Here is a 21,063-nt window from a genome sequence, read left to right as displayed (position 1 = left end):
GGCCACCAACTACCTGGCTGCCGTCTGCATCGCTGCTACCGTCAGCTACTGGTTATGAGTCCCGAGCCTAGGCCCTCACTCAGGGATCCCTATCGCCCTCGCGGCGTCTTGCTCGGCGACGGACACGAATTCCTTGTAATTCCTGTCAACCGGACATCCTCGCAATGACCAGCCTGCTGACCAACAACGCCGCCATGACGGCGCTGACGACCCTCAAGAGCATCAACACCCAGCTCGACATGACCAGCAACCGGGTCTCGACCGGCCAGCGCGTCTCCAATGCCTCGGACAACGCCGCCTATTGGTCGATCGCCACCACGGTCCGCACCGACAACGCCTCGCTCTCCGCCGTGAAGGACTCCCTCGGCCTCGGCTCGTCGGCCGTCGACACGGCATATAACGGCCTCAACAGCATCCTGACGGATATGCAGAACCTGCGCGCCAAGCTGCAGACCGCTCTGCAGCCCGGTGTCGACCGCTCCAAAGTGCAGGTCGAGATCAAGGCCATCCAGAACAAGATGCAGGCCACAGCCGACTCGTCGACCTCCAGCGGACAGAACTGGCTTTCGGTCAACTCTGCGGTGAGCAACACCAACTATCAGGCGTCGCCTAACATCGTTGCCGGCTTCTCGCGCGCTTCCACCGGCGCAGTGACGTTCTCGAACATCACCGTCGACGTCAATGCGATCAAACTGTACGATCTCAACGCTAGCAGCATCACCACGGCCGCGACGGCTGGCCAAGTGGTGGGCTCGACCTCGCTCACCGGAACGCCTGCCTTCGCGACGGGCGGCACAGCGAACTTCAGTGCAACGAACGAAGTGAGCTTCTCGCTCAGCCTCGCCGACGGCTCCACCGCGAACATCCTGATCAACAAGACGACGATGGCCTCCGCGGCCGCAAATCTGACGAAGGTCACGACGCAGGAGTTTCTCGACGCGATCAACAACCAGATCGCTGCGGACACCGCCGCGACGCCGCTCGCCACCAAAGTCAAGGCCTCGCTCGACTCGGCCGGTCGTCTTGCCTTCACCACCACTGCGACCGGTTCGGGCACCGACGCACAGGTCACCGTCCTGAACCTCGCCGCAAGCGGCGGCAACACCCTGGTCGATGTTGGCTTCGGCGCCGGCACCCCAGCCGCCACCGACGCGCGCACCGGCAAGGGTACTGCGGCCGGTACCACCTCGGGCAAGGGCATCCTCGACACCGTGGACGCAAGCACGAGCTTTGCCGTCAGCACGATCGACATCTCAGGACTGGTCGGCACGACGGGTGACACGACCCTGCAAAACATCATCACGCAGGTCGAGAAGGCCCTTGCCAAGGTCACCGATGCCGGCACCAAGCTCGGTGCCAACAAGACCCAGATCGATGGGCAGAAGGCGTTCATCGACACCTTGATGAAGGCCAACGACCGGACGATCGGCACCCTCGTCGATGCCGACATCGAGGAGGAGTCCACGAAGCTCAAGGCCCTGCAGACCCAGCAGCAGCTCGGCGTGCAGGCCCTCAGCATCGCCAACTCGGCCAGCCAGAACGTCCTCTCGCTCTTCCGCTAAGCCGCACGGCGCCCCCGGAGGATCCGGGGGCGCTCCCCGCGAAAAAGGCCACGCGTCCGCGAGGAGGCGTGGCCTTTTTTCGATTCCGGAGGGTGCACGACCGCGACGGGGCCCGCGCGGATCAGCCCACGAAGGTGTAGCCGGCCAGCCGCTTGGCCTCGATCGGGTCGTAGCCGAGGCGCATGCGCAGCTTCTTGCGCAGCTTGCTGATGTGGCCCTCGACCACGCTCTCCTCCACGTCGGTGCCGTGGTCGGCATAGACCGCGGTGAAGATCTGCGCCCGGCTGAGCTGCCGGCCGCGATGGCTGGCGAAATACTCGAGGATGTGCCGCTCGCGGCGCGGCAGGATCAGGCTGATCCCGTCGATCTCGGGGTCGCGGCCGTCGGAGAAGACCTTGAGGCGGCCGCTGCGATCCTGGGCGGGAGGCGCCTGGACCTCGCCGCGGATACCGCGCCGGCGGATCGCCTCGGCCCGGGCCAGGATCTCGCGGACATGGACCGGGCGGCGCACGACGTCGTCGATGCCGGCGGTGAAGAGGTCGAGGGTCTGCTCCAGGGAGCGGGTCTCGTTGAGGGCGATGATCGGTGCCTGCGAGAAACTGCGGATCGCGGCGGTCCGGCTGGCGCGATCGGCGCATTCGCCGAGCACGATCCCCTTGAGGGCATCGGCCGGGTTTCCGGCGAGCCAGGCCAGGAAGTCGTCAGCATTGGTGCCACGCGCCGGAACCGATTGCGCGTTGAAGCCCGCCACGTACTCGGCGGCAACCGAGTGCCGCTCATCGACAACGATATACATTCCAGCGCCCCGCCGAAAACGAACTGTTATGCAAACCCACCGGACGATCACCTGGGAAGCGGAGCGACTTCGTTGTTCGCCCTTGATACCCAAGCTTTACTTGATGATGACTTCGCAGCGACATCTCTTTGGGGGGATGTATTCGCTGCCGTCCGGCGCTTTGCGTTAAGAATGTTTCTTTAAGGAAATGGTTAATTTTGAATTAAGTGGTTCGGCGTCCTGTGATCCCGGTCCGATTTTGAGGGGGTTGGCATACCAGACGCGCCCCCGGAGGCGTCGGATGTGGCAAATCGATCACGGTTTCGCGAACGGTCGGAACCGATCCCCCGCGCCGCACGAATCGCGCGACCGGCATGCGGGACCTGTCCGGAGCGGCGACCACGACGGCGGGCGCCGGGCCGAGGGCCGCGCGGCGGGACCGAGCCTCAGGCGCCCCGCGCTGCGGTGGGGGCCAGGGTCTCGCCCAGGAGTTCGATCTGGGCGACGAGGCGGGTCAGGCCTTCGCTGCGGGGAACCGAGGGCATCGGCGGTGACGTACCCTCGCCTTCGCCCCCGAGGCTCGACAGGGTCGCGGTAATCCAGCCGCTCCAGGCCGCGAGCGCCTCGGGTTCGGCCACCTCGACGGCGTAGCGCAGGGCGGTGAGACGGGCCGAGATCCGCCGCAGGGTGGCGTCCGCCACCATGGCGGATTCCACCTGCGGGTGTCGCCCGGCCCGGGGCTGCTGGAGGGCGCGGGCGAGGGCGGCTTCGAGGTCGTTGAGGGCGAGGCCGGCACCCCGGGCGGCCTGGGCCCGCAGGCCGCTGGCCTCCGCTTCGGGCCCGGCGCAGAGCACCGCCCGGGCAAAGGCCGCATGGGCCCGCACCGCCTTGCGCAGTTCGATGCGTACCTGATCGGGCTCCCAGATCGGCCAGAGCACGAGGGCGCTCGCCACCGCGATGAGGCCGCCCAGGAGGGTGAGGAGGGCGCGCATGCCCGCCACCTCCCAGGAGCCGTGCCCGGGCTCCACCACCTCGACGAGGAGGACCACGAGCGGCGTCAGGCAGGCGATGAAGACGCCGTAGCTCACCTGCCGGGCGGCAAAGCCGATGATGCTCAAGGGAAAGACCAGGGCGGCCAGGGCCAGGGGCGAGGTGGCGAAGCTGGCGAGGATGGCTCCGATCAGGCCGCCGAGCACCGTGCCGCCGATCCGCTCCAGGGCCCGCTGCCAGGTGGCGGCGTAGAAGGGCTGCATCGTCAGCACCACCGTCATGGTGAGCCAGTGGGCGAACGGCCCGGCCCAGACGAGGGTCGCCCAGAGGGCGGGGGCCGCCACCACGGTGGCGCGCACGGCGTGGCGCAGGTTGGCGGAGGCGACGGTGAAATTGGTGCTGAGCGGCCCGAGGAGTCGGGTCCCGAGGGGGAGGCTGGCCCGGCCCAGCAGGGCGCCGCCGGGCCGGTAGCCGTCCGGCGTCGAGAGTTTCGCGCCGATGCGGACGCGGTCGAGGATGCGGGTGGCGAGATCGTGCAGCCCGCGGTCATGGGCGAGGCGCCGGGTGCTCCGGTCGATCGCCCGGTCCAGGCGGGCGAGGTCGATCACGCTGTCGTCGCGGATGGCCCGGGCGATCACCCCGAGGAGCGGACGCAGGCGGCGCAGGAAGCGGCGGGCCATCCGGCGCCGGCGCGGGTCCGGCTCGCCCTCGATCAGGTCCGAGACCGCGATCAGGGCGGCGAAGATCTGCTCGGCCGCCTCCAGGCGGATCAGGGCCTGGGCCGTGCGGTCCGAGATGCGCTCGCGGCTGCGGGCGAGGTCGACGATCACCGTCCGGGCCTGCTCGATCGCCTCGCGCACGCCTCGGCGGTGGGCCCGGGCATGGCGGTCGAAAGCCTGCAGATCGAAGGTCTGGCGGTGGAAGATCTGGCGGGCCCCGCCGGCATTCCGCGTCTCGGGATTCTCCGGCCAGGCGAGATTCTCGGGCCAGGTCAGGGAGGCGAGATCCTCGAGATCGTCGCAGAGGCGGGTCAGGCGGCGCCAGACCTCGGCCACCGCGCGATGCGTCGGGCGATAGGGATGGAGGCGCCACAGGAGGAGCGCCAGCAGCGTCGCCCACAGGCCTCCGGCGCTGAAGACCAAGCCCGCCACCAGGGCCTGGTCAGGGGTGAGCGGCCGGTCCAGGGCAAAGCACAGGACGAGGACCAGGACGTTGCCGGCGGCCTGGGCCTGCACCCCCCAGACCCGGGCGTAGGTGCAGCCGAAGATGACGATGCCGGCGAGCGGCACCACCGGCAGCGGCCCGAGCGGCTGCATCAGGCCGAACAGCCCCCAGATGATCCCGCCGAGGAGCGAGAACACCGTCAGCACGAGGAGGCGCGAGCGCATCGGGCCGCCCGCATCGGCGAAGCAGGCGAGGTTCGCCGCGAGCGCCACGGTGAGGAGCGGCGGCCAGGGAAACCCTTCGTGCAGCAGGATGACGAGGCCGAAGGCCAGGGCCGCCCGCACCCCGTCGACGAGGCTGAGGCCGCGGGGATCGAGGCCGATCGGCAGGCGCGTGAGGTCGAGCCCCGGATTGGTCAGCGTCCCGCGGCCCCGCAGGAAGGCGGCCGCGCGCACCCGCCGGCGTCGGCTCCCCTCGGGGCCGGTCGGGGCAGGCGTCGACGGGCCGGGGGTAGACCGGGTGGGACTGGACCGGGTGGAAGTGGGCCGGGTGGAGGACGAGGGCATCGCGGACGAGCGGAACTCCCGGAGGGCGCAGGCCCGCCGTACCTCCGCGATCTAGGGCGCATCCGTCTCGCGTGGAACCGCCAGGCTCGGCACGGGAGCCCTGCGCGACGCGGGGGCCTTCCGTATCCCTCAGGGCGAGACGCCGGTGCCCGAGGTCAGATCGCGCGGCCTTTCTCGACCACTGTCGTGTTCACGACGTCCGCGGGCTCATAGAGCCAGCGCGTCATGGCGCCCGCCGCCATCGCGCCGACGATCGGTGCGAGCCAGAACAGCCAGAGCTGCGCCACGTATGCGCCGCCCGCGATCAGGGCCGGACCGGTGCTGCGCGCCGGATTGACCGACGTGTTGGTCACCGGGGTCGAGATCAGGTGGATCAGCACCAGGGCGAACCCGATCGGGATTCCGGCAAAGCCCGTCGCGGACCCCTTCGAGGTGGTGCCGCCGATGATGACGAGGAAGAAGAACGTCGTCAGGAATTCGGTGATGAGACAGGCCGCGAGGCTGTACTGGCCCGGGCTGAGCTCTCCGTAGCCGTTCGCGGCGAATCCGTTCGGGAGCCAGCCGGCCTTGCCCGAGGCGATGGAATAGAGGACGCCGGCCGCCAGGAGCGCGCCCGTCACCTGGGCGACGATGTAGGGCAGGACGTTGTAGGGCAGGACGTGCCGGTTGGCGCAGCGCTGGGCCGACCGCAGCCCGAGGGTCACGGCCGGGTTGAAGTGCCCGCCGGAGATGTGCCCGACCGCGTAGGCCATCGTCAGCACCGTGAGGCCGAGGGCCAGGGCGACCCCGAGAAAGCCGATGCCGAGGTCGGGAAAGGCCGCCGACAGGATTGCGGCACCGCAGCCGCCAAAGGTCAGCCAGAACGTCCCGAAGAACTCTGCGGTCGCCCGCCGCATCGTGTCGTGATCCATGACGCCGCCTCCCGCTCGCGTGGTCGCGAGGCGCTCGTCCCATGGCGGGTTCGCCGCCACCGCCGGCACGACGCGAGATCGAATCCCCTGCGTCGCAGAAGCGGCGCAAGTTCGAGGATGACACGGCCGCAGGATGACAGCAACGACACTGTAAAATCAAATTGTCACATCTCCGACCGGCTGCGGAGATTGGCCTATTTCAGTGTTCGGCGACACTGAACCGGCGCGAAGACTGGACAGGATCGACGGAGGCCGGTGCGCGAGCGATTCCCGGAAGGCGGCATCCATCAGGCACAGCTGTAGGTCCGCGCCGCTCGGACGCCGGGCGCCCCGTACTTCCTTCGGTGCAGGGCGGGCCGACAGGCCGGTTTCGGCCGGGCCGGCGGCGCGTCCCCGCGCAAGTCTGGCCCAGGCGAGGCCAAACATGAGCGTTCGGACCGTCAGGCCGCGGCCGTCAGGTCCCGGTCGTCAGACCCTGTCCCGGCCGTCAGAATTTGCCGCCGAGACCGACGCTGCCGCTCTGACCCATCTGGGGCGCGAGGCCGCCGGAGCTCGACCGGGTCGTGGTCTCGCCCTCGATATCCTCGCGGCGGATCCGGCGCTCCTCGTTCGCGGCCGCGCGGGTCTGGCCGCCGGCGGCGGTCGGCACGTTGAGGCGGCGCGTCGGCGAGGTCTGCAGCGGGCCGCCGTCGGGATCGACCTCGGCGGAGCGGCTGCGCTGGGGGCCCGGCACCGCGCCGCGCATGGAGGGCGGCGGCCCGATTTCCGTCTCGGGCATCACACCGCCGCCGCCGCCGAGCGCTTGGCACCCGGCAAGCGCAGCGGCAACGAGCGCGACGGCGCAGGCTCTGGACGGAAGGGACATCGGTTCTGGTCCTCGGTAACACCGGCGACCGCATTCGGACGCCCACTCAAGCTAATCGCCTCTGTACGACGCAGTTTTGTCGAAAACCAGACACGCTCTGGTGCGCAAGAGCATTGCGGCCACGCTTGGCGCAATGCCAGAGTGCTGGGATCGGAACGAAGATCGGTCGCAGCCCGGTCCGTTTCTTGCGCGCGATCGCGTCGTCCTGCTTTCGCCGGGGTCGGGTTCATCCATCCCCGGGGATCGCAGGAGGGACGCCGCTCGCGGGTCCATTCCTGTCGCCCATCCACAACTTCGCCTTGGTCCACGCGCAATGAGGCCGGAGCCGCCCGTCAGGCGGAACCCGCCGCCCAAGCTGCCATTGTGTCAGGCCGGCGAGTCGCACCACTCGGGGAACGCGCGTGTTCAGAACTGTCCGGATGATCGCCACTGCGACGATCACCCTGTTGGCCGCCTCCGCGGCCTCCGAAACCCCGGCCGCGCCGGGCAAGGACGCCGCGCCGAGCTCCGGCGAGGTGACGACGGGCGCGTCCGCGACGCCGGCCTCCGCCCCCGGGGCTTCCGCCCCGGTCCCGACCCCGCCGAACCAGGCGCAGCCGGTGCAAGCCCCCGCACAGCCCGCACCGGCGCCCGCTCAGGCCCCGGCCCCGGTGCCCGTCCAGCCGGCGGCGCCCGGAACCCCACCCGTGGCCGGCCCGCCCGCACCGAGTGCGCCCGCCGGGGCGCCCGCGACGGGCACGCCCGCCACCGTCCTGGACACCCAGGATTACGAGGGCGTCCTCGGCAAGGCCGTGCGCAGCTCCACCGGCGAGGATATGGGCCGGATCATCGACATCATCCTCGACAAGGACGGGCGTCCGCGCGCGGCCATCATCGATTTCGGCGGCTTCCTCGGGGTCGGCTCCCGCAAGATCGCGGTGGACTGGCGCGCCATGCGCTTCACCACCGACGGCAAGGCGAGCCGGCCGGTCCTCCAGCTCAGCCGCAACCAGGTTCGCGTGTCGCCGGAATACAAGCCGGGCGAGCCGATCGTGGTGCTCGGCCCGGCGAGCCCGGCCGCCCCGGCCGAGGGCGAGCAGGCCGCGGCACCGGCCCAGGGGCCGGTCGCCCCCCCGGCAATCGTCGCGCCGCCTCCGGCCTCCGGCCCCGCCCCGACCTCAGCACCTGCCGCGACCACAGCCCCGGCCGCGCCGGTGCCGCCCGCCCCGGCCGCCGCGCCGATGCCTGAGAGAGCGCCGGACAAACCGGCCGAGAAGTCGCCGGATCGATGACGGTTCCGCTTCCGAAGGATCGCCGGGCGCTCAAGCCGCGGGAGGTGGCGCGTCCGGAGTTCCGGCCACGGCCGCTCCCGCGCCGCGACGCCCTCACGGACGACGTCCCGCCGGGGACGGCAGCGGAGAACCCGGCCGACATGAAGGTGATCTCGCGCCGTAGCACGCGCGGCCTCGACGGGTTCGCGTTCTTCGTGGCGAACCTCCAGACCGGCTTCGGACCATTCCTGGCCGTCTACTTCACCCAGGCGAAGTGGACGCAGTCCGATATCGGGTTCGCGCTGACCGTCGGGAGCCTCGTGAGCCTGCTCGGCCAGGTGCCCGGTGGCGCCTTCGTGGACGCCGTGCGCTCGCGCCGCTTCGCCGCCGGCTTCTCGGTCGTGGCGATCGCGCTGAGCGCCTTCGCGCTGGCCATGTGGCCGAACTTCCTCGTCGTGCTCCTGGCCATGGCCGCCCACTCGGCGGCGAGTTGCATCCTCACCCCCGCCATCGCGGCGATCAGCATCGGCCTCGTCGGGCATGCCCGGGCGGGCGAGCGGCTGGGCCGCAATGCCAGCTTCTCGGCCCTCGGCAATGCCGTGGCCGCCGCCGGCATGGGCGCCTGCGGCTACTACCTCTCGAACGACGCGGTGTTCTACCTCACCGCCGCCCTGATGGTGCCGACCCTGATCGCGCTGTCGCGCATCCGGCCGGAGGAGATCGACGGGCCGGCCCATGCCAAGGCGGGCGGGGCCACCGGCGCGCCGCAGGGCGAGGCCGGCCTGCGCGCCCTCCTCACCAACCGCGCGCTCCTGTGCTTCGGGGCCTGCATGACCCTGTTCTTCCTCGCCAACGCGGCGATGCTGCCGCTGGTGGGCAGCATGCTGACCCTGCGGGCCAGCGAGACCGCCACGGCGCTGATCGCCGCCTGTATCGTCGTGCCCCAGGTCGTCCTCGCGGTCTCGGCGCCCACCATCGGGCGGCTGGCCGAGCGCTGGGGCCGTCGCCCGCTGCTGCTCCTCGGCTTCGCCGCCCTGCCGATCCGCGGACTGCTCTTCGCCTATGTCGACAGCCCGGAACTCCTCGTGGCGGTCCAGATCTTCGACGGCATCTCGGCGGCGGTGTTCGGCGTGATGGTGCCCCTGGTGGTCTCGGACGTCACCCGCAGGACCGGACACTTCAATCTCGCCCTCGGCGCGGTCGGCACCGCGATGGGCATCGGCGCCGCCCTGTCCACCTCGCTCGCCGGCGTGATGGCGGATCGGCTGGGCAGCCACACCGCCTTCCTCGGCCTCGCGATCGTGGGCTTCGCGGCCTTCGCCCTCGTGGTGCTCATCATGCCCGAGACGCGCCGCGACCCCGCGGTGTAACGTCGGGCGGGTCCGCAGACGGATCCGCGCGGCATCGAATTCGCTTGCCGCTCAAGCGATGTTCAGGTTTGCACGCTAAAACGCGCAAACCTCCGCCCGGCACTGCAACGCTTGCGTTTGCTTCGCGTTGCGAGTTCGGGGGGCTCGGAAACCTGTGTGGGGCACGCGCGGGAAACCAGGGTCCGCGAGGACGCCTTAACAGAAGCCGGTCCACCCAACGTCCGGGCGGACCCTCGAAACCGGGACGGTCACCGTGATGGAAGACCTCTGCGTTTATGCCGATAGGCCGTTCGCCTTCGTGGGACGCTATCTGCGCCGACGCGCCCTGCCGCACCTCGTCATCCTGTGCGCCGTGCTCGGCGCCGTCGGATTCTCCGTAAGCACGGACTACGCGCTGAAGGGCGTGGTCGATGCCCTGAGCAAGGGACCGGATGCCGGCCTGATCTGGGGCGCGCTCGCCCTCCTCATCGCCTTCATCGCGGCCGACAACATGCTCTGGCGCGTGGCGAGCCTCGTCGGCTCCTTCACCTTCGTGGGCGTGACCGGCGACATCCGCCGCGACCTGTTCCGGCACATGACCGGGCATTCGCCGACCTTCTTCGCCGACCGCCAGCCCGGCACTCTGGCCTCGCGCATCACCGCGACCTCGAACGCGATCTTCACGGTCGAGAACATGTTCGTGTTCAACGTGATGCCGCCCTGCGTCGCCGCCTTCGGCTCGATCCTCTACATCGGCACCGTCAGCCTCACGATGGCGCTGGTGCTCGCCGGCATCTTCGCCGCTGTGGTGCTGCTGATGTTCAAGATGGCGGCCGCCGGCAAGCCGCTGCACCACGACTTCGCCGCCAAGGCCGCTTCGGTCGACGGCGAGATGGTCGACCTCGTCGGCAACATGCCGCTGGTCCGCGCCTTCTCGGCCTTCAAGCGCGAATACGTCCGCTTTGACGGCACCATCGGCCAGGAGATGCGCTCGCGCCGCTCCTCGCTGCTCTACCTCGAGAAGCTGCGCATCGTACACGCGATCCTCACGGTGCTGGCGGTGCTGGGCCTGCTATACTGGGCGATCAACCTGTGGGAGAACAAGCAGGCCACCAACGGTCAAGTGGTTCTGGTCTGCACCCTCGGCATCCGCATCCTCGCCGCCACCCGCGACCTCGCCGTGGCGCTGGTGGACGCCACCCAGCACACCGCCCGCCTCTCGGAGGCGCTCCACACCCTGCTGCAGCCGCACGACCTCATCGACCACCCGGAGGCGGAGCCGCTCTCCGGCAGCACGGGCGCCGAGATCACCTTCGACCACGTCGCCTTCTCCTACCCGGACGGTCGCGGCGTGTTCACCGACTTCGACCTCGTGATCCAGCCGGGCCAGCGCGTCGGCCTCGTGGGCAAGTCCGGCGGGGGCAAGTCGACCCTGTTCTCGCTGCTGCAGCGCTTCTACGACGCGCAGGGCGGGCGCCTCTTGATCAACGGCCAGGACATCCAGCGGGTCACGCAGGAATCCCTGCGCGAGGCCATCACGGTGGTGCCGCAGGACGTTTCGATGTTCCACCGGACCTTGCGCGAGAACATCCGCTACGGCCGGCCCGACGCCTCCGACGAGGATGTCTGGAAGGCGGCCGCGGCGGCCCATTGCACCGACTTCATCGAGGCACTGCCGGAAGGCTTCGACACCATCGTGGGGGACCGCGGCGTGAAGCTCTCCGGTGGCCAGCGCCAGCGCATCGCCATCGCGCGGGCCATCCTCAAGGATTCGCCGATCCTGCTCCTCGACGAAGCGACCTCGGCTCTCGACGCCGAGTCCGAGGAGGCGATCCGGCACGCGCTCGCCAACCTGATGGAGGGCCGCACGGTCATCGCGATCGCGCACCGCCTCTCGACCCTGAAGGACTTCGACCGGATCGTGGTCCTCGAGGGCGGCCGCATCATCCAGGACGGCTCGCCCGACAAGCTGACCCACCTCGACGGCTTCTACCGCGAGCTGATGAAGAAGGAATCGATGTCGATGTCCCTCGCCGCCGCCTGAGGGCCGGTCTCCCGCGGTTCGGCCAGGAGGTCCGCGCTGGCGCAGGCCCGGGTTCCGACGGCGAGGACGGGCGGTCGCCGATACCAGATGATCGTGCCGACATCATTCCCGCAGCACCGCGTTATCCTCGGGCCGCGCAGCGGAGCCCGGGATCCCGATACCCAGGGGGTGCAAGATCCGGTTCTGTCGGCGGTTCGGGCGTCCGGGCTCGCCTGCGGCGACCCGGACTGACGGCGTGATTGACGGGCCATCGCTCTGCCGGAGGGGCGTGGGCCTGGGCACCATCGGCGTGCATTGCCGGCCCATGTCACCTGCGTCACGCTCACCACGCCATCAACGGCCTCGGCCGGCGCGAAACCGGGGGCGGATGAGAACCGCCCCCGGGGTCGGCGTCAGTTGTGCGACTGGATGAAGTTGCGCACCAGCGGGTAGGTCTGGGTCTCCCACTTGCGGCCCGAGAACACCCCGTAATGGCCGACGCCGGCCTGGAGGTGATGGCTCTTCATGTGGTGCGGCAGGCTGGTGCAGAGGTCGTGCGCCGCCATGGTCTGGCCCACGGCGCAGATGTCGTCGCGCTCTCCCTCGACCGTCATGAGCGCGGTCTTGCGGATGGCGCCCATGTCGATCGGATTGCCGCGATAGGTCAGCTCGTTCTTGGCCAGGGTGTAGTCCTGGAACACGGTCTTGACCGTCTCGATGTAGAACTCCGCCGCGAGGTCGAGGACGGCGAAATACTCGTCGTAGAAGCCCTCGATCTGGCGCGCCTTCTCGGTCTCTCCGTTGGCGAGATGCCAGAACAGGTCGGCATGGCCCTGGACGTGGCGCTTGGCGTTCATCGAGACGAAGGCCGAGACCTGCATGAAGCCCGGATAGACCCGCCGTCCGGCGCCCTTGTGCCGGTCGGGCACGGTGGCGATCAGATTCTTCTCGAACCACGCGATCGGCTTCGAGGTGGCGAGGTGGTTCACCGAGGTCGGCGAGATCCGGCAATCCACCGGGCCGGCCATCAGCGTCATGCTGCGCGGATGCGCCACGTCCTTCGAATGCGCCATCACGGCCGCGGCGGCCAGCGCCTGCACGGCCGGCTGGCACACGGCGACGAGATGGGCGCCCTCCCCGATCACCCCGAGGAACTGCACGAGGTGGTCGACATAGTCGTCGAAGCCGAAGGGGCCGGCGCTCAGCGGCACGTCGCGGGCATTGTGCCAGTCGGTAATGTAGACGTCGTGATCGGGCAGCAGGGTCCGCACCGTGCCGCGCAGCAGCGTAGCGAAGTGGCCCGACAGGGGCGCCACCACGAGGACGCGGGGCTGGTCGGTGTCGATGTCCTTCTTGAACCGCAGCAGCGTGCCGAACGGCGTCGCGAACGCCGCCTCCTCCGTCACCGGCACCTCGCGGTTGCCCACCATCACGCTGTCGATGCCGTAGGCGGGCCGTGAGAAGGTCAAGCCGGCCCGCATCATCATCCGGGCGCCGGCCGACCACCAGCTCAGCGGCTCCCGGAAGCCGGCCGCGGTCCAGGGCGAGACGGCGTCGTGGACGAGCCGTCCCCAGGCGCGCGTCTGCTCAGCCAGGTCCGACTGGGCATCGAAGGCACGATAGAGCATGCAGCCCGAACTCCTACGCGAACGGTCAAATCGCAGAACGTCCGCGGCAAGCGGGCGCGACGGCAGAGCCGCCGACGATGGGGCGCTAGGCTGCGGCAGGCGGGTCTCGGACGCAACGGTCTTAACGTGTGATATCCTGCGGTTGTTGTGCGTATGCATCACCTCGGATGTGTCGCGTTTCGCGTCGGAATAACTGGTGAACATCGCGCCGCCGGGTGTCGTGACTGTGAAAGGTCAACCTTCGCGATGGGAAAAGGCTCCCGCGTCGGTGGATCCTGCGCCGGGCGCACCGGAAACATCCTGCCTGTCAGGGCCGCTTGCGGCACGAGTCTTGGATCACGTGTCGGCGAGGGACCACCAGGGGGGACGGACGATGCCCGCGGCAACGCTGACGATCTCAAGCCGGAACTACTCGTCGTGGTCGCTGCGAGGCTGGCTGGTCTGCCGCATGGCCGGCCTCGATTTCGAGACCGAGCTCCTGTCGGGGAACGACGCCTCCACCCGGGCGGAGCTGCTGCACCTGTCGCCCTCGTTCCTCGTGCCCCGCCTGGTCCACGGCGAGATCATCGTCTGGGACACCCTCGCCATCGCCCAGTATCTCAACGAGATCCGTCCGGAGGCGGGGTTCCTGCCGCGCAACGCCGTGGCACGGGCCCATTGCCGCTCAATCTCGGGCGAGATGCACGGCGGCTTCATCAACCTGCGCTCCGCGCTGCCCATGAACCTCAAGGCGCGCCACACCAACTTCAAGATCTTCAATGGCGCGCGCGGCGACATCGAGCGCATCATCACGATCGTCGACGAGTGCCTGGGGCGCTACGACGGCCCGTTCCTGTTCGGCGAGACCCCGAGCCTCGCCGACGCCATGTACGCCCCCGTCTGCACGCGGTTCCGCACCTACGACGTGAGCTTGACGCGCCGGACCGAAGCCTATCGCGACACCATCCTGGCCTGGCCGCTGATGGCGGAATGGGCGGCCGAAGCGGCGCGGGAGCCCGACGAGATCGAGGAACTCGACATGGAGTTCTGAAGCGCCAAGCTTCAAAGCGCCGAGTTCCGAAGCGCCAAGCTCCGAGGCGCCCCCACGTCGAAGCCGCACCGGCTCGGGAAGCCTTCGGCAGCGTCGCCCGCCGTCAAGGTGCGCGGTGGCACGTCGTCCCAGTCAGGCGCTTCCCATATCACTCTCATCGCAGTCGAGACGCAGAGACATACGGTCCTCGTCTCACCCAGGAGTGATCATTTTCCAATGAACCATCGTCTTTTCGCCCTCGTTGCTGCAACTGTTCTTGCCGTTGCGGCCCCGGCGACTGGCAGCTTCGCGCGTGATCGCGTTGCGCCGGCCTACGGCGATGTGCCGGCCTCGCGCTACGACGACATCACGACGGGTTCGATCCGCTCCTACGACGTCCCGGTGACCGGACGTTGCGCGGACAATTCGGCGAGCCAGGGCAATGCCAACCAGCAGAACTTCCCGGTCCAGCAATATGGCCAGACCTCGGGCGGCCCGCGCTGCTGACGCCCTGAGGACGTGAGGGACGCCGGCGCGAGGCGCACGGCTTCGGAGGAAGGTCCGCCCGCGAGGGGCGGGCCTTTGTCGTGTCTCCCCCCGGAGCGATCTCGCCACGGGATTGCCCGGCGTGCTCACTCGGCGCGGTCACTCGGCGGCAGCGCGGTGGTCCGTATCGAGCGCAACGCTCGGCGCGGTGGCCGGGGCGGAGGCGGCCCGCGGCAGCTCGATCCGCGCCGTGAGACCGCGCGGGGTCCGGTTGCGCAGGGTGAAGCGGCCCTCGTGCGAATCCGCGATGGCCAGCACGATGGACAGGCCGAGGCCGAAACCGCTGGCCGTGTCGAGGTTGCGCGCCCGGTCGCCGCGCACGAAGGGCTGGAGCATGGCGTCCCGCTCCGCCTCCGGGATGCCGGGGCCGTCGTCACTGACCTCCACGGCGACACCGCGCTCGGTCTGGGTCACGGTCAGCCGCGCCGCGCCGCCATACTTCACCGCGTTGTCCACGAGGTTCATGATCGCGCGCTGGAGCTCGTCCGGCCGGCCCTGGACCAGCACGTGGCGGGTCTCGTCGACCCGGACATCGGCGCCGATATCGGCGAACTCGTCGGCCACGGTCTGGACGATGGAGGCGAGGTCGACCAGCATTTTCGCGCCGCCTTCCGGGCCGTGGCCGTCCCGCACGAAGGACAGGGCCGCCTCCACCAGGCCGTTCATCTGGTCGAGGTCGCGCAGGGTCATGGTCCGGGCGTGATCGTCCTCGATGAACTCGGCGCGCAGGCGCAGGCGCGTGATCGGGGTGCGCAGGTCGTGGCTGATGGCCGCGAGCATCTGGGTACGGTCGTCGATCAGGCGTCGCACGCGGGCCCGCATCCGGTCGAGGGCGCGGGACAGAGTGACGACCTCGCGCGGTCCGTTCTCGGGCAGATCCACGAGGTTCATGCGGGTGCCGAACACGTCCGCGGCCTCGGCGAGGCGCGCCAGGGGCGCCGTGAGCGCCCGCGTGGCCCAGAGGCAGATCAGCGAGACGGCCACGCCCAGGAACACGAAGGTGAAGATGATCGCGCCCTGCCGCATGGGCGGGCGGTCGTCGTCCGGCACCAGGGCGGAGAGCCGGGCGCCGCCCGGCGTCGCGATGCCGACGCGCACGCCCGCGGTCGCATCCGCCGGGCGCCGGACCGCCCATAGGTCGGTGATGGCGAGGGGCCGCCCGAAGCCGTCACGCAGGCGCTGGACCATGGAATGGTCGCCGATCCGGTCGCCCGCGGCCGTTTCGGGGCCGGCGATCTCCGGGACGGTGCCGTCCCAGGCCTCGATCCGCAGGGTGGGCAGCATCCGGGCGGCATTGGCGAGGAGCGCCGGACGATCCGCCGGGCTCGCGCCATCGAGGAGGCGGGAGACCGTGGCGAGGCGGGTGGCGGCCACGCCGGGATGGTCGTCGGGCCGCCAGGGCTCGCGCAGGGTGAAGAACGCCAGGGTCGCCATGGCGTGCGCCAGCACCACGGCGGCGACGATGAGCAGGGCGATCTGCCCGGCGACGCTCGCGGGGACGAGGGCGCGCAGGCGGTTCCACGGGGCCTTCACGAGCGAGCCTTCATGTGCGGGTGACCTCGGGAGTGAAGAGGTAGCCGCCGGAGCGGATGGTGCGGATGATCTCCGGGTTGCGCGGATCCTGCTCGACCTTCTGGCGGATGCGACTGATCAGGACGTCGATGCTGCGCTCGAACGGGCCGGCGGCGCGTCCCTGCGTCAGGTCGAGGAGCTGATCGCGGGAGAGCACCCGGCCGGGACGCAGGCAGAGGGCGTGCAGCAGGTCGAACTCCGCCCCCGTGATGGCGATGCGCGCCTCCTCCGGGCTGAGAAGCTGGCGCAGGGAGACGTCGAGGGTCCAGCCCAGGAAATGCAGGCGACGCACGCCCTCCTCCGCCTCGGCCTCCGGGCCCGAGCCCCGCCGCAGGATCGCGCGGATGCGGGCCAGGAGCTCGCGCGGGTTGAACGGCTTGCCGAGATAGTCGTCGGCGCCGATCTCGAGGCCGATGATCCGGTCGATCTCCTCGGCCTTGGCGGTGAGCATCAGGATGGGGATGCGCGAGGTGGCGCGCAGGCGCCGGCACAGGCTCAGGCCATCCTCGCCCGGAAGCATCAGGTCGAGGACGACGAGGTCGACCCGGGCGTCGGCCAGGACCTTGTCCATGGCCGCCCCGTCCCCGGCGAGGCTGACCCGGCACTCGTTGGCGCGCAGGTAGCGGGCGACGAGGGCGCTGATCTCGCGATCGTCTTCCACGAGGAGGATGTGCGGATGGGTCGTGGTCGTCTGCGTCATGGTCCCGAGCATCGCGGCTCCCTCCGCATCCGGGGCCGGCGCCCGGACCGCATGCGGATCTTTCAACGCGCGAGTATGCGCCGACGCGCACGGAGTTCGAAGGGCCGGTTCGGCGGGGATTTGTAAATGCCTGTTTCGGACCACCCCGCCGCACAGGGCCGGAAACATCTCCGTCGGGACTCCCAAAGCACCGGCGCGGATTGCCGGGACGGCCGGGGATTCTTATGTCGTGGCGCACAGGCGCCGGTCTCGTGGCCGTCACGGACGGATGGCGGCCTCACTGCTCCCGGGAGACGACGATGCAAGGCTCGAACCGGCTGTTCGACGATTTCGCCCGCCTGATGACCGATGCCGCCGGAGCCGCGCAGGGCGTGCGCCGCGAGGCGGAGACGGTGTTCAAGGCCCAGGTCGAGCGCCTGATCCGCGACATGGACATCGCCTCCCGCGAGGAACTCGACGTGCTGCGCGACCTCGTCTCGGCCCTGCGCAGCCAGAACGACGCCCTGGCCGCCCGGGTCACCGCCCTGGAGGCGAAACTCGGCGCCGATCCGGTGGCCGGAGCCAGCGAGGCGATCTGATTCCAGGTTGATTCGCAGGGGCTCCGGCCCCGCCACGCTTGTGCACAGGAAGGAACGGTGGACGGTCGCTTTCCTGTTCACCGGCTTCCCGGGCCGCTTTGAAACGCGAGTCCGGCACGGTCTATAGTGGGTCATGACCTGATTCGCTCCTGCCCCGAACCGCCCTGAACCGAACAGAATCGCCGCCTGCCACACCCTTCCGGGTGGGCGCGGAGCAAGTCCGGAACAGAGTGCCGACGGTCACCGGAACGAGTTTCACAACGACTTCGCCGATCTTCGACGAGATCGACACACTGGACCGCCATGACCCAACTCCACATCGAAGATCACGATCGGCACGAGCATCCCCTCGACATCGTCGAGCGCCTCGCGTCGCTGCGCGACTGGATCTTCGACCGGGCCGAGACCGACGAGATGTCCGTCTCCGTCGCCGGGCGCTGGGCCGACTACCACGTGGCGTTCACCTGGATCGAGGACGTGGAGGCGCTCCACGTCGCCTCCGCCTTCGACCTCAAGGTGCCGGAGCGCCGGCGCACCGAGATCCTGACCCTGGTCTCCCTGGTCAACGAGCAGCTGTGGGTCGGGCATTTCGACCTGTGGTCCACCGACAACGTCGTGATGTTCCGCCACTCGCTGCTGCTGACCGGCGGCGCCGCCCCGACCCAGGGCCAGTGCACCATGATGCTGAAGTCGGCAGTCGATGCCTGCGAGCGCTACTACCAGGCCTTCCAGTTCGTGCTCTGGGCGGGCAAGTCCGCCCGCGAGGCGCTCGACGCGGTGCTGTTCGAGACCGAAGGCGAGGCGTGAGCGCGCCCGTCGACGCCGCCCTCCCCGCCTCCCTCACCCTGGTGGGGGCCGGCAAGATGGGGGGGGCCATGCTCGCCGGCTGGCTGGCGGGCGGGCTCGACCCGGCCCGCACCACCGTTCTCGATCCGCAGGCCTCGCCGGAGATGCAGGCGCTCTGCGCCGCACGCGGGCTCGCCCTGAACCCCGCCGCCCCCCCGGTCGCCGACGCCCTGGTGCTCGCCATGAAGCCGCAGGGGCTGGAGGGCGCCGCACCCGCGCTGGCGCCGCTGATCGGCGCCGGAACCCTCGTCGTGTCGATCCTGGCCGGCAAGACCATCGCCAACCTGCGCGACCGGCTGCCCGGCGCCCGCGCGATCGTGCGGGCGATGCCGAACCTGCCCGCCAGCATCGGCCGGGGAGCTACCGGCGCGGTGGCCAGCCCGGAGGTCGATGACCGGCAGCGGGCGCAGGCGCACGCGCTCCTCGCCAGCGTCGGCCTGGTGGAGTGGCTCGACGACGAGGGTCTGATCGACGCCCTGACGGCGGTGTCGGGCTCCGGCCCCGCCTACGTCTTCCTCCTGGCCGAGGTGATGGCCGAGGCGGGCGTCGCTGCTGGCCTGCCCGCGGACATGGCCACGCGCCTCGCCCGCGAGACCGTCTCGGGGGCCGCCGCGCTCCTCGCGGCCAATCCCCGCGACGCCGCGCTGCTGCGCCGGGACGTAACCTCGCCGGGCGGCACCACGGCCGAGGCCCTCGCCGTGCTGATGCGCGACGGCGGCCTGCCGGACCTGATGCGCGAGGCCGTGGACGCGGCGCGGCGCCGCGCCGGAGCCCTCGCGGGCTGATCCGGCCCTGACGATCCGGCCGCGGGACCCTACATGAAGGCCTGATTGGACGAGGATCGCACGACCATGGCCAAACGCCCCGGCTCTCCCAAGCCCGAAACCGACACGCACGAGTCTCACCCGCAGGAATCGGATGCCACCGGCACCGTGGCGGTGTCGGCCGCCCCTGCCGAGAAGGCGCTGCCCCCGCGCGAGGCGGCGGTCGAGGCGCTGATGCGGCTCGCGGCCGAGCAGCCCTGGAATGACATCGAGGTCGGCGACATCGCCCGGGAGGCCGGCCTTACGCTGGCGGAGTTCCGCGACCTGTTCCCGTCGAAGGGCGCCGTTCTCGGAGGTCTGTCGCGTCTCATCGATCGAAAGGTGCTGGAGGGCGACAATACCGATCTCGCCGACGAGCCGACCCGCGAGCGCCTGTTCGACGTGCTGATGCGCCGCCTCGACGCGATGACGCCCTACAAGGACGCCCTGCGCCGGATCTCCTACGCCCTGCGCGGCGATCCGCTGTCGATGCTCGCCCTGAACGGGGTCGCGCTGAACTCGCACCGCTTCATGCTGGCCGCCGCCGGCATCAACACCGAGGGGCCCCTCGGCCGTCTCAAGCTCCAAGGCGTGGTCATCGCCTTCGCCCGCACGGTGGAGGTCTGGCTCGACGACGAAGATCCGGCCCTGGCCCGTACCATGGCGCGCCTCGACAAGGAGATTCGCAACGGCGAGCGCTTCATGGAGCGCGCCGACGATGCTCGCCGCCTCACGGCCCCCTTTCGGGCACTCGGGCGCTCGCTGCTCGATCGGGGTGGCCGCGCGCGCCGGGAACGGCACGCGGCGGACGACCGCAACGAGGATGCGGGCAATCCCCTCGGCGGCGATCCGGCCGCCGCGATCTGAAGCGCTAGTCCCCGGCCGGGCGGTCGGTCTCGCTGAGATGAACGGCGAGCCAGACCGTCGGCCGGTCGGGATCGGTGAAGGTGACCCGGTGCACGCACCCGGCCGGGATGAACAGGGTGTCACCCGGCGAGAGCGCGATCTCCGCACCTGCCATCGCGACGCGGGCCGCACCGGCAAGGAGCAGCACCCACTCGTCATGGGCCTGTTGATAGGGCATGTCCGGCGGCGTGACCTGACCCTGCGAGACGATGCGCTCGATCCGGCAGCCCGGCCGCACGAGGAGCTCGGTGAAGACCTCGCCCGCCGCGGCGTCGGGCAGGTCCGTGAGCAGGTTGCCCGTATGGGCGGGGCGCGTCATGTGGGTGCCCCTGTCGTTCGACGGGGTGAGCCGCCTCCGTCGGGCCCGCTGCCGGGTGCCTCGGTCACGATCAGGTCCATCGGCACGTCGTGGGCCTGCGGGTGAATGCTCGCGAGCCGCGACAGCGAGAACCCGACTCCGATGCAGAGCGGTCTCGCCGCCATGGCGGCGATCGTCCGGTCATAGTAGCCGCCGCCATAGCCGAGCCGGTAGTTGTCGGCGTCGAAACCGACCAGCGGGACGAGGAGAATGGCGGGGGAGACCGCCTCGCCCTCGGCCGGGATCGGGATGTCCCAGATCCCGCGCGTCATGGCGATCCCGGGCCGCCATTCCCGAAACTGCAGGGGCGCCGCCTTGGCGACCACGACCGGAAGGGCCGGACGGACGCCGCGATCGCGTAGGCCCGTCAGCAACGGGCGGGCATCGTACTCGCCGCGGAAGGGCCAGTAGAACCCGATCAGCGGTCTCGGATGCGCGGTAAGGACGGCGTTCAGCCGTTCGCTGATCCGATCGCTCCAGGGCTCTCGATCCCTGAAGGCGATGCGCTGCCGCCGCGCGATGAGGTCAATCCGCGTTTCACGACGCCATTGCCGGATCGCCGACCACGCGAGACCGGCGGGCGGCGGCGGTGCCAGAGGTTCGGATGCTGTGCCGGCGTCATCCACGTCGTTCCTCCCCTTCACGGTTCCGTGCCGAGACTG

At 70.1% G+C, this 21,063-nt stretch carries 19 protein-coding genes; 10 read left to right on the top strand and 9 right to left on the bottom strand.

The genetic code is table 11. The features are described 5' to 3' along the window. Nucleotides 1-164 precede the first annotated feature (164 nt). Entirely contained in the window at nucleotides 165-1,562 is a 1,398-nt protein-coding gene (locus CRT23_RS19895) for a flagellin (RefSeq protein ID WP_103711377.1), read from the top strand. A gap of 121 nt (nucleotides 1,563-1,683) precedes the next feature. Here CRT23_RS19895 and CRT23_RS19890 read toward each other — a convergent pair whose 3' ends face one another. The 4 genes from CRT23_RS19890 to CRT23_RS19875 all read right to left on the bottom strand — a co-directional run bounded on the left by CRT23_RS19890 (nucleotide 1,684) and on the right by CRT23_RS19875 (nucleotide 6,833). Next, nucleotides 1,684-2,358, bottom strand: coding sequence for a response regulator transcription factor (locus CRT23_RS19890; protein WP_103711375.1), 675 nt, complete (start codon nucleotides 2,356-2,358; stop codon nucleotides 1,684-1,686). 425 nt (nucleotides 2,359-2,783) lie between these two features. Further along, the gene (locus CRT23_RS19885; RefSeq protein WP_103711373.1) at nucleotides 2,784-5,057 is read right to left on the bottom strand and encodes an FUSC family protein; all 2,274 of its coding nucleotides are present in this window, start codon (nucleotides 5,055-5,057) and stop codon (nucleotides 2,784-2,786) included. Nucleotides 5,058-5,212: 155 nt separating this feature from the next. Next, nucleotides 5,213-5,968: an aquaporin Z gene (gene aqpZ, locus CRT23_RS19880; protein ID WP_103711371.1), complete on the bottom strand. Its 756-nt coding sequence runs from the start codon at nucleotides 5,966-5,968 to the stop codon at nucleotides 5,213-5,215. 487 nt (nucleotides 5,969-6,455) lie between these two features. Further along, complete coding sequence (locus tag CRT23_RS19875; RefSeq protein ID WP_103711369.1) at nucleotides 6,456-6,833, bottom strand: hypothetical protein; 378 nt, start codon at nucleotides 6,831-6,833, stop codon at nucleotides 6,456-6,458. Nucleotides 6,834-7,252: 419 nt separating this feature from the next. On the opposite strand from CRT23_RS19875, the gene CRT23_RS19870 reads away from it, so the two are divergent. From CRT23_RS19870 to CRT23_RS19860, 3 genes are all read left to right on the top strand, one after another. Then, nucleotides 7,253-8,104 carry a PRC-barrel domain-containing protein gene (locus CRT23_RS19870; RefSeq protein WP_181017393.1) on the top strand — a complete coding sequence of 284 codons (852 nt, stop codon included), beginning with the start codon at nucleotides 7,253-7,255 and terminating at the stop codon, nucleotides 8,102-8,104. Further along, the gene (locus CRT23_RS19865) at nucleotides 8,101-9,453 is read left to right on the top strand and encodes an MFS transporter (RefSeq protein ID WP_103711367.1); all 1,353 of its coding nucleotides are present in this window, start codon (nucleotides 8,101-8,103) and stop codon (nucleotides 9,451-9,453) included. Before CRT23_RS19870 ends, CRT23_RS19865 begins: the two co-directional genes overlap by 4 nt. Nucleotides 9,454-9,709: 256 nt before the next feature. Then, entirely contained in the window at nucleotides 9,710-11,476 is a 1,767-nt protein-coding gene (locus CRT23_RS19860; protein ID WP_055957479.1) for an ABC transporter ATP-binding protein, read from the top strand. 392 nt (nucleotides 11,477-11,868) lie between these two features. On the opposite strand, the gene phaZ is transcribed toward CRT23_RS19860, so the two are convergent. After that, a complete protein-coding gene (gene phaZ, locus CRT23_RS19855) occupies nucleotides 11,869-13,083 on the bottom strand; it encodes a polyhydroxyalkanoate depolymerase (RefSeq protein WP_055957482.1) in 1,215 nt (404 codons plus the stop codon). A 373-nt stretch (nucleotides 13,084-13,456) separates the two neighbouring features. On the opposite strand from phaZ, the gene CRT23_RS19850 reads away from it, so the two are divergent. After that, nucleotides 13,457-14,113, top strand: coding sequence for a glutathione S-transferase family protein (locus CRT23_RS19850; protein ID WP_103711365.1), 657 nt, complete (start codon nucleotides 13,457-13,459; stop codon nucleotides 14,111-14,113). A gap of 216 nt (nucleotides 14,114-14,329) precedes the next feature. Further along, complete coding sequence (locus CRT23_RS19845) at nucleotides 14,330-14,599, top strand: hypothetical protein (protein WP_103711363.1); 270 nt, start codon at nucleotides 14,330-14,332, stop codon at nucleotides 14,597-14,599. Nucleotides 14,600-14,737: 138 nt separating this feature from the next. On the opposite strand, the gene CRT23_RS19840 is transcribed toward CRT23_RS19845, so the two are convergent. Next, nucleotides 14,738-16,171 carry an ATP-binding protein gene (locus CRT23_RS19840; RefSeq protein WP_055957491.1) on the bottom strand — a complete coding sequence of 478 codons (1,434 nt, stop codon included), beginning with the start codon at nucleotides 16,169-16,171 and terminating at the stop codon, nucleotides 14,738-14,740. A gap of 10 nt (nucleotides 16,172-16,181) precedes the next feature. After that, complete coding sequence (locus CRT23_RS19835) at nucleotides 16,182-16,910, bottom strand: response regulator (protein WP_055957686.1); 729 nt, start codon at nucleotides 16,908-16,910, stop codon at nucleotides 16,182-16,184. A gap of 299 nt (nucleotides 16,911-17,209) precedes the next feature. On the opposite strand from CRT23_RS19835, the gene CRT23_RS19830 reads away from it, so the two are divergent. From CRT23_RS19830 to CRT23_RS19815, 4 genes are all read left to right on the top strand, one after another. After that, nucleotides 17,210-17,488, top strand: a complete 279-nt coding sequence (locus tag CRT23_RS19830; protein WP_055957494.1) for an accessory factor UbiK family protein — start codon at nucleotides 17,210-17,212, stop codon at nucleotides 17,486-17,488. Nucleotides 17,489-17,791: 303 nt separating this feature from the next. Further along, nucleotides 17,792-18,295: a YbjN domain-containing protein gene (locus CRT23_RS19825; protein WP_055957499.1), complete on the top strand. Its 504-nt coding sequence runs from the start codon at nucleotides 17,792-17,794 to the stop codon at nucleotides 18,293-18,295. Beyond that, nucleotides 18,292-19,119, top strand: coding sequence for a pyrroline-5-carboxylate reductase (gene proC, locus CRT23_RS19820; protein ID WP_103711361.1), 828 nt, complete (start codon nucleotides 18,292-18,294; stop codon nucleotides 19,117-19,119). Before CRT23_RS19825 ends, proC begins: the two co-directional genes overlap by 4 nt. Nucleotides 19,120-19,185: 66 nt before the next feature. Further along, nucleotides 19,186-20,004 carry a TetR/AcrR family transcriptional regulator gene (locus tag CRT23_RS19815; protein WP_244477440.1) on the top strand — a complete coding sequence of 273 codons (819 nt, stop codon included), beginning with the start codon at nucleotides 19,186-19,188 and terminating at the stop codon, nucleotides 20,002-20,004. A 4-nt stretch (nucleotides 20,005-20,008) separates the two neighbouring features. Here CRT23_RS19815 and CRT23_RS19810 read toward each other — a convergent pair whose 3' ends face one another. Together CRT23_RS19810 and CRT23_RS19805 are read right to left on the bottom strand one after the other, a co-directional pair. Further along, nucleotides 20,009-20,362 carry a cupin domain-containing protein gene (locus tag CRT23_RS19810; protein ID WP_103711359.1) on the bottom strand — a complete coding sequence of 118 codons (354 nt, stop codon included), beginning with the start codon at nucleotides 20,360-20,362 and terminating at the stop codon, nucleotides 20,009-20,011. Beyond that, a complete protein-coding gene (locus tag CRT23_RS19805) occupies nucleotides 20,359-21,027 on the bottom strand; it encodes a 5-formyltetrahydrofolate cyclo-ligase (RefSeq protein ID WP_245436400.1) in 669 nt (222 codons plus the stop codon). The genes CRT23_RS19810 and CRT23_RS19805 overlap by 4 nt, the downstream gene beginning before the upstream one ends. Nucleotides 21,028-21,063 lie beyond the last annotated feature (36 nt).

Origin of the sequence: Methylobacterium sp. V23 (assembly GCF_002917135.1) — a bacterium.
Lineage (GTDB): Bacteria > Pseudomonadota > Alphaproteobacteria > Rhizobiales > Beijerinckiaceae > Methylobacterium.
Note: the sequence above shows the minus strand (reverse complement) of the source record. Positions and strands in the feature narration are given on the sequence as shown.